Source organism: Citrobacter sp. RHB35-C21 (assembly GCF_013816515.1).
In the GTDB taxonomy this organism is placed as follows: Bacteria; Pseudomonadota; Gammaproteobacteria; order Enterobacterales; family Enterobacteriaceae; genus Citrobacter; species Citrobacter braakii.
On sequence record NZ_CP057147.1, the window covers coordinates 2,263,529 to 2,276,160 of the forward strand.

Annotated in this window: 16 protein-coding genes and 2 pseudogenes; 17 read left to right on the plus strand and 1 reads right to left on the minus strand. The window is 52.0% G+C overall.

Annotation, left to right across the window (positions count from 1 at the left end):
- Positions 1-22 precede the first annotated feature (22 nt).
- The 8 genes and pseudogenes from HVZ39_RS11005 to HVZ39_RS11040 all read left to right on the plus strand — a co-directional run.
- A pseudogene (locus HVZ39_RS11005) lies at positions 23-160 on the plus strand (phage holin family protein); the annotation flags it as partial.
- Positions 150-377: pseudogene (locus tag HVZ39_RS11010) on the plus strand (hypothetical protein); the annotation flags it as partial. The pseudogenes HVZ39_RS11005 and HVZ39_RS11010, both read left to right, overlap by 11 nt.
- 151 nt (positions 378-528) lie before the next feature.
- Entirely contained in the window at positions 529-1,026 is a 498-nt protein-coding gene (locus HVZ39_RS11015) for a hypothetical protein (RefSeq protein WP_000423994.1), read from the plus strand.
- A 451-nt stretch (positions 1,027-1,477) separates the two neighbouring features.
- Positions 1,478-1,810, plus strand: coding sequence for a phage holin, lambda family (locus tag HVZ39_RS11020; protein ID WP_127649219.1), 333 nt, complete (start codon positions 1,478-1,480; stop codon positions 1,808-1,810).
- Positions 1,794-2,282 (plus strand): TIGR02594 family protein, encoded by a 489-nt coding sequence (locus HVZ39_RS11025; RefSeq protein ID WP_048240885.1) that lies wholly within the window; start codon positions 1,794-1,796, stop codon positions 2,280-2,282. Before HVZ39_RS11020 ends, HVZ39_RS11025 begins: the two co-directional genes overlap by 17 nt.
- The gene (locus HVZ39_RS11030) at positions 2,279-2,848 is read left to right on the plus strand and encodes a hypothetical protein (protein ID WP_181633594.1); all 570 of its coding nucleotides are present in this window, start codon (positions 2,279-2,281) and stop codon (positions 2,846-2,848) included. Before HVZ39_RS11025 ends, HVZ39_RS11030 begins: the two co-directional genes overlap by 4 nt.
- Before the next feature lie 30 nt (positions 2,849-2,878).
- A complete protein-coding gene (locus HVZ39_RS11035) occupies positions 2,879-3,172 on the plus strand; it encodes a hypothetical protein (RefSeq protein ID WP_181633595.1) in 294 nt (97 codons plus the stop codon).
- Between the two features lie 59 nt (positions 3,173-3,231).
- On the plus strand, positions 3,232-3,873 hold the full coding sequence (locus HVZ39_RS11040) for a hypothetical protein (protein WP_181633596.1): 642 nt from the start codon (positions 3,232-3,234) through the stop codon (positions 3,871-3,873).
- 34 nt (positions 3,874-3,907) lie between these two features.
- On the opposite strand, the gene HVZ39_RS11045 is transcribed toward HVZ39_RS11040, so the two are convergent.
- Complete coding sequence (locus HVZ39_RS11045; RefSeq protein WP_137446441.1) at positions 3,908-4,411, minus strand: hypothetical protein; 504 nt, start codon at positions 4,409-4,411, stop codon at positions 3,908-3,910.
- A gap of 289 nt (positions 4,412-4,700) precedes the next feature.
- On the opposite strand from HVZ39_RS11045, the gene HVZ39_RS11050 reads away from it, so the two are divergent.
- From HVZ39_RS11050 to HVZ39_RS11090, 9 genes are all read left to right on the plus strand, one after another.
- Positions 4,701-5,270, plus strand: a complete 570-nt coding sequence (locus tag HVZ39_RS11050; protein WP_181633597.1) for a hypothetical protein — start codon at positions 4,701-4,703, stop codon at positions 5,268-5,270.
- Positions 5,212-7,335: a terminase gpA endonuclease subunit gene (locus tag HVZ39_RS11055; protein WP_149385094.1), complete on the plus strand. Its 2,124-nt coding sequence runs from the start codon at positions 5,212-5,214 to the stop codon at positions 7,333-7,335. Before HVZ39_RS11050 ends, HVZ39_RS11055 begins: the two co-directional genes overlap by 59 nt.
- Before the next feature lie 8 nt (positions 7,336-7,343).
- On the plus strand, positions 7,344-7,607 hold the full coding sequence (gpW, locus tag HVZ39_RS11060; RefSeq protein ID WP_000483309.1) for a gpW family head-tail joining protein: 264 nt from the start codon (positions 7,344-7,346) through the stop codon (positions 7,605-7,607).
- On the plus strand, positions 7,607-9,244 hold the full coding sequence (locus HVZ39_RS11065; protein ID WP_001045359.1) for a phage portal protein: 1,638 nt from the start codon (positions 7,607-7,609) through the stop codon (positions 9,242-9,244). Before gpW ends, HVZ39_RS11065 begins: the two co-directional genes overlap by 1 nt.
- Positions 9,241-10,107, plus strand: coding sequence for a S49 family peptidase (locus HVZ39_RS11070; RefSeq protein WP_001052909.1), 867 nt, complete (start codon positions 9,241-9,243; stop codon positions 10,105-10,107). Before HVZ39_RS11065 ends, HVZ39_RS11070 begins: the two co-directional genes overlap by 4 nt.
- Position 10,108: 1 nt before the next feature.
- The gene (locus HVZ39_RS11075; protein WP_181633598.1) at positions 10,109-10,699 is read left to right on the plus strand and encodes a hypothetical protein; all 591 of its coding nucleotides are present in this window, start codon (positions 10,109-10,111) and stop codon (positions 10,697-10,699) included.
- Entirely contained in the window at positions 10,699-11,103 is a 405-nt protein-coding gene (locus tag HVZ39_RS11080; RefSeq protein WP_001472189.1) for a head decoration protein, read from the plus strand. Before HVZ39_RS11075 ends, HVZ39_RS11080 begins: the two co-directional genes overlap by 1 nt.
- A 97-nt stretch (positions 11,104-11,200) precedes the next feature.
- A complete protein-coding gene (locus tag HVZ39_RS11085) occupies positions 11,201-12,250 on the plus strand; it encodes a major capsid protein (RefSeq protein ID WP_000427679.1) in 1,050 nt (349 codons plus the stop codon).
- Between the two features lies 1 nt (position 12,251).
- Positions 12,252-12,632, plus strand: a complete 381-nt coding sequence (locus HVZ39_RS11090; protein WP_001118869.1) for a hypothetical protein — start codon at positions 12,252-12,254, stop codon at positions 12,630-12,632.

The window sequence follows — 12,632 nt, forward strand, 5'->3', positions numbered from 1 at the left end:
GAACTATCGGAGGTGAGAGACCATGAAAATGCACAACGACCCTCACTCCTGGACGGAGTTAATTGAGTTACTTCATAGCTGGTGGCGCGGTGATACGCCAATGGGCGCAGTTCTTTTATCGGTAGCGATGGCTGTACTGCGGATTGCGTATGACGGCGGCAAAATTTCGTGTTTACCACGACCTCGACAAAAAAGAGAACATCCGTGACTACCTGACGCCGGAGCAGATCCACTGCGTAACTGAGTTGCAGCGGGCCAATACAGTTTTCATTGGCATGGGCTGGGACTTTGAGCAGCGCAAAGAGGCGCTAAAGGGTGTATTTGATCGCAATCATCGCCAGCCGCTGATTGAAGAACAGCACAGTTTAGCAGCGTAATGAGCGTCACTTCGACACACAGCCTAATCATCGGAACCCTGCCAGTCGGCGGGGTTTTTGCTTTTCGCACTCAGTGTAAGTGAAATATAACCATGTGCTTTCAGGGTGAGTTACTATGCAGATTCCTTTCAAAAGTTGTCTGGAGAGTGGCATGGAATTAACATTTAAGGATCTGAAAGAAAAACGCACTAAACTGGTCGAGGCGCAATGGAAGTTACAGGATAAACTTCAGGAGAAGGCGAGCGAACTACTACGAGAGTATTCAGGTTCTCTTGATCTTACATCTCGTGAGTGGACTGGTTCTGACGGAACAAGATGGCCTTATGTGGACATTGGTATTTGGGAGGAGGAGGGGAAGTTCTTTCCTGTCTTAATCCCCCAACTCAATATGGACAGCCGTTACCACTTGAATTTCGTGATTGCAACCACTCTTGATGATTCTCCGCTAACAGGTGGCTACAGGCAGGGCGTAAGCATCTCACTCTGGTATGAGAACTCATCATTTTATGCTGAAGTAGGCTCAGGAGACGACGTCTCCCGTTTTTCTGTCTCATCTCAGCTGGGTGGATTTTATCAGGTATGCAACGCTATTAAGGCGTTAATTAGCTCTTCTATGGATCGCGCCATGCCAGATATTCCAGCGAATTAATAAAGCATAAACATCTTTCAGGGCTATGCAAATGCATGGCCTTTTCTATATCCCGTTGTGAAATGTTCGTGAGGCATGGGTTGTCAGCCAAAGGATCACCGGGAGACACCCGGCACCACGCATCCATTATTGCATAGCAAAAAGGCTCACAACGGTGGAACTTTTAGCAGGGCGAAAAAAAGCCCGCATTGGGTTGCGGGCATAACAGAGAACAAATAGCTAATATTCAAGTTGTCTTTCATCAACTTGTCAGAAGAATTTAACCTTAAGAAAAATTGATGTAAAGACAATATTGATTTCTGGTTACAGGCTGCGCATTTGCGTGGCCTTTTCTATTTCAGGCTCACGGGAATCATCATCGACATGCTTCGTTGTTAAATCCAGCCCGAGGGCCTGACCCTTTCATCACACACAGCGCCATCCGTACTATCGGAGGTGAGAGACTATGAAAATGAACGAAAAAACTCCTGACTTCTGGGCAGAGGTACTGAACGGCCTGAAAAACTCCTGGCCCCAGATATCGGGGGCGTTGTTTGCTGGCCTCATTGCCTACGGTCGCCTGATATATGACGGTGCCACCCGTAAGAATAAATGGCTTGAGGGCGTCCTTTGTGGCGCTCTTTCTTTATGTATCACCAGTGCGCTTGATGTGGTCGGACTCCCGGTATCGATATCACCGTTTGTTGGCGGTGTGATTGGATTCGTTGGCGTGGACAAACTGCGCGAGATCGCTATCAGCGCACTCAGAAAAAGGGCAGGGGTGAACGATGACAATCAGCAATGAACCGCGCTGGCTGGTGGAAGCCCGTAAATACATGGGGCAGATGGAAATTAAAGGCCCGCGACACAATCCGTTAATCCTCCAGTTCTGGAAGGACATTAAACGAGGTGGAATTAAAGATGATGAAACGCCCTGGTGTGCCGCTTACGTCGGGTCGATGCTTGAGCGCGTCGGAATCAAATCCACCCGTTTCGAGTCTGCAAAATCCTATCTCAACTGGGGCGTCGAACTTCGCGAGCCAGCCTATGGATGTGTGGTGGTATTCAGTCGCGACGGCGGCGGCCATGTCGGATTTGTGGTCGGGCAGCACCAGAATGGTGACCTGATGGTCCTCGGTGGTAATCAGTCCGACGCTATCAATATTCGTGCATTCTCACGTTCCCGCGTGACGGGTTATCGTTGGCCGGTTAACGAGCCGAGGGATAGCCGCATGTTACCGTTGATGAATGGCACCAGTTCGGTGAAAGAATCATGATTGAAGCTCTACTAGCATCACTGAAAACGTCATGGCGCTGGTGGCTGGTAATTATCGCGGTGGTTATTGTCGTTGGCGCTGTCGCTATTCTCGGTGTTCTGCTGGCAAACAGCCAGGCTGACCTGAGCACAGCGCAAAGCGATAAGCGAGTTCTGGAGCATGATAACGCGCTACAGGGACGGGTTATCGCGGTGCAGGCTTTCAACTTCAACCGCTTCAATCAGGTGGCTGAGAATGCCAGCCGCCTTAATTCGTTGATCGATGCAGGTACCGAAAAGACTGTCATCGAATACCGGGAGATTCTCCGACGTGAAAAGACCTGTGATCTGCCTGTTCCTGCTGATGTCGCTGGTGGGCTGCTCAAATACGCGTACCGTTTACGTGCCAGCGCAATGCACCCCGATACCGGGAAAACTAACGCAACCGATGATAGTACCGCTGCCGCCAGCTCAATGACGTATTGCCAGGCCGTCCTCTGGATTGAACCTTTGCTGGCAACGATAGAAAAGGGTAATGGCAATTTTTCCGGAATACGGGAAATAGAGAACGTAAGAGCCTCGCAATAGCGGGGTTCTTTAACAATAAGAGAGGGAATAATGGAAAAAGAACAAAACGGCGCTGCAATCTTTCCTGTAGCAAAAGACTTTAAATTCTGTCTTGGGCAACTAGTGAACTTGCGCATTAGTGATGAGTTCGGAGAGGTACAGGCCCGCTCCCAGCATGTGAAGGGTGAGAACCAGTACTTTATTTACTACCAGGCCGCCAATAAATGTGCGACTGAGCGCTGGTATTCCGAATCGCAACTGGTAGCGGTGGAAGATGACCGTTCGCCGGGTATGCCTGTCTTTGGTTGTGTTGAGTTGCCGGAAGGTGCGGCGGTTGAAGAGTAAGGCATTACAGCAGGCATTCACTGAATGTCTGCGATAATGCCCTAGGTAAGGATTCACGAATGCCAACTCTTAAAGACTTGTCTCAACAGCTGAAACAAGTTCAGAAACAGATACCGTTCGCCACTGCTCAAGCGATGACAAAAGTTGTACGCCAGATTGAGGTGGCTCAGAAAACGGCATTCGAACGGCATCTGGAGAGCCCCACGCCGTTTACCGTTAAATCAGTTGGTTCGGTGGCGGCAAGAAAGAACAATCTGACTGCAAAGGTTTTTGTCCGTGATACCGCTGCTGGTTATCTGGAACCATTCGAGTTTGGTGGTGAACATAAACTCAGTGGTAGCTCGTTGCTCAACCCGAAAAATATCAAGTTGAATAAATACGGCAACCTGCCACGTAACAAGCTCTCACAACTCAAAGCAAAGCCAAATACCTTTATTGGTGATGTAGGTGGCGTTAATGCTGTCTGGCAGCGAAGAAAATTAAAAACAAAAAAAGGTAAGAAGAGAGCAAAACGCTCTCCGAATGGTACGCGTCGGGATAAAGTAAAACAGCGGGCACCAAAACTCCTCATTCGGTTTGGTGATGCGCTTCCGGTTCAACCCTCGCTGGGCTATATGGACCGCGCTAACACCATGGCGAATGCGCTGCTACCGTCAGCTTTAAACCAGGCGATAGCGGATGCACTCAGAACAGCAAAATGAAAGGGGAAATTTCTTCCCCAGTTGACTGGAAAAGCTACAGAGTTATTTCACAGGCTTTAACAAAACTGTTTACAGCAGTGGTTGAGCCTGAAATATTGGCAGTGAAGGACATCTGGTTTCCACCATCTTTTGTCTGCGCTCCAATCAGGGCTTTGGACTTGGCTTCCTTAAGTTGCTTGAGAACAGTTTTTAGTTGTTCGGCATCATCAGTCGCAATTTCAATACTTTGTACATTTCTTCTGGAAAGCGTGGCATTGAATTTAACTGCTCCATTCCCATCAACCTTCATTATAAGATCCATAGGGATATTTGCAGTTGATTCACTGGTCTTATCCATCTCAACGTATGCAGCTGTGAGTTTGTCTTTAGTGCAGTCAAAAATAATAGCACCGTTAGCTGATGATACTTCGCCAATCATCATTGCTTTTTTACCACCAGAGAAAAGGTCATCTTCAGTGTTGGTGACCCACTGGGCATGCACAATTGGTGATGCCAGTACTGCGGCCATGAAAGTTATTTTGATTATATTGTTACCCATTACATTCTCCTTGTATTGAATCGGAATAATCATAGTCGGAGCGCATTATTGAAGCCATAAAAAAATGGGTCCTTCCTGCGACCTTTGTAAGGCACGGGCATTGCGCGCCGCGGTGTTTTCCTAGCTACAACTTTCAGATTTGTGTCCCATGTCCCACCTCTGGCGATCATTACGGACACCTCGCCAGCTCTGGCTATTCCAGTTTATTCCAGTGGGACATTCTGGTGGGACATGGCAAAAATGTCCCAGGCGAATGTCCCACCCCAGAAAATGTCCCAGGTGATGTCCCATGACCACGATGAACCAGAGTCAGTACGCACAACATTCAGGTGTGGATCGCAAAACAATTGGTCGGTGGATTAAAGCCGGGCGCTTCATTGTGATGGACGGAGACCTGATTGACGTAGAGGCCAGCGATGCGGCATTGAAGAAAAACCGCGATGGCAAAGACCCGCGCGCCTCGAACGCGAAGAAAAAGAAAACTCCCGTCGTTAGCGATAACGATGATGACGGTGATGAAATCAATAAAACTGTCCGCCAGATAATACTCACTGAAGGGGCAGATCTTTCGAGAGAGGAAGCGGGACGTATCCGCGAGAATTACATGGCCCTGCAGGCAAAGCTGCAGTATGAAAAAGACAGCGGCCAGCTTATTGAGCTGACAGCAGCCGAGGAGGTTTTATTCAACGCCTTTCGCCAACAGCGTGATGCCTGGCTTAACTGGCCGTCCAGGGTGGCGCCGCTAATGGCTGCTGATCTGGATGTACCGGCGGACAGGATGACAGAGGTGCTGATTGAACATGTCCACAAACACATCTCAGTCCTCGGAGAGCCAGAGTTTAACCCGGCAGAAGATTGAGCGTCTTGAATTAAGCGTCCGCAAAGGCTGGACACCCCCGCCGCGTATCAGTGTGCCGCAGTGGGCAGATGACTATCGTAAGCTGGCAAAAGAGGCTGGGAGCACTTCGGGAAACTGGGAAACATCGACGGTAGAAATTGCCCGCGGACCGATGCTTGCCGCGACGGAGTCCGGGGTTCATATCATCACTGTAATGTGCTGTACCCAGTTGATGAAGACAGCACTGCTGGAAAACCTTTTTGGCTATTTTGCCCACCTCGATCCTTGTCCGATACTGCTGCTGCAGCCGAAAGAAGAAGCCGCTGAACAGTTTTCGAAAGAGCGTATTAGCCCGCTGGTAAGGGTGACGCCGGTACTGCGTAAAATCATCGGTGATTCGAAACAGAAAAGCTCGAAAGAAACCATTCTTTACAAGGCGTTCACTGGCGGATTTCTGGCGCTGGCGGGTGCTGGTAGCCCTGATAACCTTGCGCGTCGTCCGATTCGTGTCCTGCTGGCGGATGAAGTGGACAAGTACCCGATAACCCGCGAAGGCGATCCAATTGCGCTGGCCGAAGAGCGTACAGCGACATTTGGCCTGACCTGGCTGTCTGTACGCGCCTGTTCGCCGACGGTGGAGGATGAGAGCCGCATTGCTGACAGCTACGCCGACTCCGATCAGCGCCGGGCATCTGTGGTTTGCCCGCACTGTGGCCACCGCCAGTTTCCCGACTTTTTCAAACACGTTCAGTGGCCGAAAGAGGGAGATAAACACCTGACTAAATCGGCGATGCTCTATTGCGAATGCTGTGGTAGTGGCTGGTCCGAAGGACAGCGCCTCAGAGCTCTGCAAACTATTCGATGGCATCAGACGCGCCCATTTGAGTGCTGCGGGGAGCGGCACTCACCGCTGATGGATTATGACCTTGCCTGGCGGGCGGCAGACGAGGGCAGCGTTGAAAAGGTCTGGCAATGGTCAGAGTCGGAACGGCATGCGGTCTATCGCGCAATCTGCCCCTCCTGTGGAAAGGAGGCAGTCGATAACCACCACGTGGGGTACCAGGCATCCAAGCTTTTCAGCCCCTGGCAAAAAGATAAGCCGTCGGATATTGCGAAAAAATATATCGATGCGAAGGGCGATCCGGATAAGGAACAGGCGTGGTGGAATACCCAGATGGGGCTTCCGCACCGACCTAATCATGGGAAACAGCTCCCTGTTGATGTTCTGCTGGCGCGCCGGGAAATATTTCCGGCCCTCGTTCCGGACGGGGTGGCATTGTTAACAGCTGGAGTTGATACCCAGGACGATCGCTTCGAAATTACGATCACCGGCTGGGGGAGAGATGAAGAATCGTGGTCGGTCGCGCATGACGTTATTTATGGTGACCTTGAGACGGAAGAACCCTGGAAGCGACTGGATGCATACCTGAAACAGATCTGGCGACGTGGTGACGGGCGCGGCCTGAATATCATGGCAACGTGCATGGACTCCGGCGGCCACCATACGCAGAAGGTATACGAATTCGCCAAAGAGCGTCTTGGCCGTCGTGTCTGGGCAATTAAGGGGGAGTCTGCACAGGGAGGCAAACGCAATCCTGTCTGGCCGACCAAACGACCATCATCGAAAAGCAAAGCCAGTTTCCGCCCTGTCATTCTGGGGGTTAACTCAGCGAAAGACGTGATACGCGGTCGCCTGCATCTTGAGCCACCCAAACCTGGCGCCGCCGCTGCGGGTTATATGCATTTTCCTGACGATCGCGATCTCGGGTACTTCAATCAGCTGCTGGCGGAGCGACTGGTTTACAAAGTCATTTCCGGGCAGCGGTACAGTATCTGGGAAGCAATACCAGGACGAGCTAACGAAGCGCTTGACTGCCTCGTTTACAGCTATGCCGCGCTGTGCGGTCTCAAACATATGGGGTTAAAACTCAACGTCCGGGCCGCCAACCTCGAAGCCGATCCGGATAAGTTCCTGCCAGCGCCAGTTGGACAGGAAGAAAAAATCAATTACGAGCTGCCGGGTGCGGTTATTGAAGAACCAGCGCCGGTCAAACGTAAGCGAATATCGCAACTCCTGCCGAAATAAGGAAAATCATGTTCAACCGGAACACCAGCCTGCTTGCCGGCGCAATGACTGACGATCAGCTCAGGGATGCGCTTGCGAAAGCTCAGCAGGCGTACATTGATTTAGCAACCGGGAGCCACGGTGTTTCGTTTTCCTATACGCAGGGAGACGGGACGCGATCAGTGTCCTATCAGCAAAGCACCCTGGCTGATCTGCTGGCCCTGATTCAACTTCTGCAGGCGCAACTGGGGATTATCTCTCGTCCCCGGAAACCAGCGAGGTTTAGATTCTGATGAATAAAGTACAGATACTGGGCTCTGATGGGCAGCCGTTGCGACAGCAGCGTCCCTCTATGCTGGTGGGGGGGAGCCGCGTACCTTATGACGCAGCTGACTCTTTCAGCGATCAACTGGCGAACTGGCAACCCGCGCTGTGGTCCCCGGACAATGAAATTAACATTTACCGGGATCGCATCGTGTCCCGCGCACGCGATCTGGTCCGTAATGACGGCTGGGCAAACGGTGCGGTCACACGTCTGCTGGATAATGCGGTTGGTGCCAACTTCCGCCCCATCATGAAACCCGATTACCGTGTTCTCAGAATGATCACCGGAAACAAGGCGTTTGATGCGTCCTGGGCGGAAGAGTACGGAAAAGCACTGGACGGGCACTGGCGGACCTGGAGTAACGATCCTGGCCGGTATTGTGATGTTGAACGAAAACTCACCGTGTCGCAGATGTTACGCCTGGGATTTCGTCACAAGCTTATTGACGGGGATGCTCTGGCCATTCTCCAGTACAGAACTGACAGGCTTGGTCCCGGAAGAGGGCGTTACGCCACCACGGTACAGATTGTCGATCCTGACCGCCTCAGTAATCCTCAGCAGAATTTCGATATGCCAAATGTCCGTGGTGGCGTTGAAATTGATGCGGACGGTGCGCCGGTTGCTTACCACATCAGGGAGGCCCATATCGGTGACTGGTGGAGCGGGGCTAAAACCATGACGTGGCAGCGTATCCCGCGTGAAACTGACTGGGGCCGCCCGCATGTGGTTCACGATTTTGATCATGAGCGTGGCGCGCAGCACCGCGGTAACGGCATCCTGACTCCGGTTATTCAGCGTCTGAAAATGCTGGTGAAGTATGACCAGAGTGAGCTTGAGGCAGCAATTCTTAATGCCATATTTGCCGCTTACATTGAGTCACCCTATGACCCTGCGATGGTTCAGTCTGCCCTGGGCGAGACCTATGACGAGTCGGAGTTAGGCACTTATCAGGACGGGCGTGTTGAGTTCCATAACGATCGGCGTCTGACACTTCAGAATGGTGCCCGAATGCCCATTCTTTATCCTGGTGAGAAAATCACGACGGTTAACGCGGCGCGGCCCTACAGCAATTTTGAAGTCTTCGAATCTGCTGTTCTCCGTAATTTTTCTTCAGGAACAGGGTTGTCCCCACAGCAGGTCACCCAGGACTGGTCTGACGTTAACTACAGTTCTGCACGCTCCTCGTTGCTGGAGGCATGGAAAACACTGACTCGCCGCCGGGACGATTTTTCTACCGGCTTCGCTCAGCCCATTCTCACCGCCTTTGTTGAAGAAGTTCACGACAATGAGGATTTACCCCTGCCCGCAGGCGCACCTGATTTTGTTGACGCCAGAGCCGCGTATTCTCGCGCGCGCTGGATGGGGCCAGGGCGCGGCTGGGTGGATCCGGTTGCAGAGAAAAAAGGCGCCATTCTTGGTCTGGATGCCGGACTTTCCACCCTCGAGATTGAGGTGGGTGAAAACGTCGGTGAAGACTGGGAAGAAGTGCTTGATCAGCGCCAGAGAGAAATTGAGTCATGTCTTAAACGCGGATTACCGCTTCCGAGCTGGGCACAGGCTGACCAGTTTGCGAGCCAGACCATTACCGATCCGGAGGAAAAGTGAATCTACCCCATCTGGCCCAGCGATTATTTAACACCCCGCTGGCGCTGCACCCGAGTAAAGCCGAAGTCATCATGGCATCCGTAATGGACCGATTTGGTATCAGTAAAATCGAATCTTCTCTTGCCATGGAGGATGACTGGTACGGATATGACGATAACCGGGGACGTGAATCCCGTAGTGATCCGGGTTATGACAATGTGCTGGGTGTCGCCGTCATCCCGATATGCGGAACGCTGGTGCAAAAACTGGGCAGTCTGCGTCCGTACAGTGGAATGACAGGGTATGACGGCATTCGTCAGGCGTTTCTTACTGCGATGGAAGATCCCGACATTTCGGGCATTTGCCTGGATATCGACTCACCCGGCGGCGAGGTCGCTGGATGCTTCGATCTGGTTGATGTCATTTACGGCTCCCGGGGGAAAAAGCCTATCCATGCCATTCTGACGGAAAGCGCTTATTCCGCTGCGTATGCCATTGCCAGTGCAGCGGACCGGATTTCTGTTCCGCGCACCGGCGGAGTGGGTTCTGTGGGTGTGATCACCATGCACCTTGACTGGACGCAGCGGATTAAAGATGACGGTCTTAAAGTTACGATCATCACCTATGGATCCCGCAAGGCTGAAGGTTCGCCGCTGAGAGAGTTGTCAGATGAAGCGCTGGCCGCCATCCAGCAGGACATTAACACCATGGGCGAATTGTTTGTGAACACTGTTGCCAGAAACCGGGGGATTAGCGCAAAGGTTATAAAAAGTACCCAGGCCGCCTGTTTTATGGCTGCTGATGGCGTTGAAATTGGACTGGCTGATGAGGTGTGTCCTCCTGACGCTGCGTTCAAAAACTTACTTGAAAAAACAGGAGCCTGAAATGGAAAAGAAAAAGACGTTTAGTTTTGCTCACCTCATTGGTCTTGGCCCTTCCGCTTCTGAGGAAGAAGAGGATAAAAAAGCCAAAAAAGCGAAAGCCCGTCGCGCGGAAGAGGACGAGCGCGAAGATGATGCCGATGATGATGAGCGCGACGACGACGCGGAAGAAGACGAACGCGACGATGATGCTGAAGATGACGGCGATGATCCGGATGCGTCAGAAGATGATGATTCTGAAGACGACGGCGACGACGATCGCAAAGAGAGTAAGGCGGTAAAAAATGCACGCGCTGCTGAGCGTAAACGCTGCGCCCGTATTTTCGGCAGTAAGCATGCAGCTGCGAATCCTTCACTGGCCGCGTCACTGGCTTTCAATACCGGGATGAGTTCTGCGGCAGCAATTAATGTCCTAGCCTCTTCGGCTCCGGCCGCAGCCGCATCTCAGCCATCCCGTAAACGCTCTCTCGATCAGCGTATGCAGGAAAGCCACCAGGTCCGGCTTAATCCGGATAGCGGACAGAAAGAGACCGGAAAGTCTGCGCTGGTAAGTAAAATGACCGTCCTCTACAACTCCACAAGAGGAGAGAAATAATGGATCAGTTTGGTCAGAATGCGTTTGCGCCTGGCATGAAGAGCGCGCTGTTTGTTCCGGATCAGCTTGTCGCTGGCACGCTCCAGCTGGTGACTGACACCGGGATCATTACGGGCGGTGCCTTTAAGCGTGGTACTGTCCTGGGCCTGGTGGCTGCCAGCGGGAAATACACGCAATGTGTGAAAACGGCTGAAGATGGCAGTCAGTTACCCGTTGCTATTCTGGTTGATGATGTTGATGCATCGTCTTCCGATCAGAACGGCGGCCTGTATCTGATGGGGGAATTCAACCAGCACCGAATTATTTTTGATAACTCCTGGACGACCGCTGACCTGAAAAAAGCGCTCCGACCGCTGGCTATCTTCCTGAAAGACAGTGACCAGGCACCTGTAACCACCTCCTGATTTCCCCCACGGCTCTCCTGACGAATGCTTTAACCGGCAGGGGCTGGCTCGTTTAAATTTTTTGCCAGCTGCGGCTGGCACTATCAAGAGACTGAATATGGAAAATATTTTTGATACCAGCGTGCTGGTGCAGGTTGTTCCTAACCTGAAAACCAGTCAGAACTGGCTGCTCGATCGCTTCTTCCCGAATGTCGTGACTTACGAGACTGAAGAAGTGGCGATTGATGTTGATGTCGGCCTGCGTCGTATGGCGCCGTTCGTCTCCCCGCTGGTGGAAGGTAAGCTGGTCGAATCCCGTAAATACCAGACCAATACCTTCAAACCGGCATACATCAAAGATAAGCGCGCGCCGGACCTGCGCAAACCTATCCGCCGCCAGATTGGTGAGCGTATTGGCGGGGAATATACCGCTGCCGAGCGCGAAATGCTGAACCTTCAGTTTGAAATGACTGACCAGATTGACATGATCAACCGTCGTCTGGAATGGATGGCGGCGAGTGCGCTGGTGTCTGGGACCGTAACCGTCGCCGGGGAGGGCTATGAAACTCAGGTGGTGGATTTCGGGCGTGCTTCGGATCTGACCATCACTCTTAGCGGCTCGGATAAATGGCCACTGACCGTTGCAGCTGGCGCTACCAATACCCAGCCATCAGATGACATTGAAATCTGGCAGACTACTTTCCTGAAAGAGTCCGGCTCTGTCGCCACGGATCTGGTCTTTACGAATAAGTCATGGCGTGCATTCCGACTGGATACCACCATCAAGGATAACGCCATTACATTCCCGGCGCTGAGCCCGTTTGGTAACCAGATTAACGCCGGCCCACAGGTAATGAAGGGCGCAATTTATAAAGGGCGCTGGGGTAACTTTGACCTCTGGTTATATAACGACTGGTTTATTGATCCGCTGGACAACGTCGAGAAGCCTATGATCCCCGATGGCGCTGTCATTATGAGTGGTGCCGATCTGATGGGTACCCGCGCCTTTGGCGTTATCCTGGACCCGGCTTTCAACTACGGTCCGCTGGCTTATGCGCCAAAATCCTGGGTGAAAGAAGATCCAGCCCAGCGTCTTATCCTGATGCAATCCTCCCCGCTGGTTATTCCGAGCCGGGTAAATGCATCCCTCTGCGCAACGGTGGTCTGATATGGCAAAACAACCTAATACCGGGCTGGCTGATGATCTGAATGCAGAAGGATCTGCCAAAGACGGCCTGAGCGTTGACGACCTGAATGCTGGCGATAACACCCAGGAAAAACAGCCTTTGAGCAAAACAGATGATGCCGAATTGTCTGTTGATGACGATGGTGGTGACGAAAAATCCGGAGACACTGAATCGCAGGAGTATGTGGTGTTGAAAGGGAATTGCATTCGTCATGACGGGGAGATGTACCGCGAAAATATGCGCATCCCTGTAACCGGCAAAGATGCTGAGCGTCTTCTGCAGTCCGGCGTTATTGCTGATGTTGATGTGCTTCGTAAGCGAGTTCTTGCTTCTCAGCCATCAGTTTCAGTTACGACAGGGTAA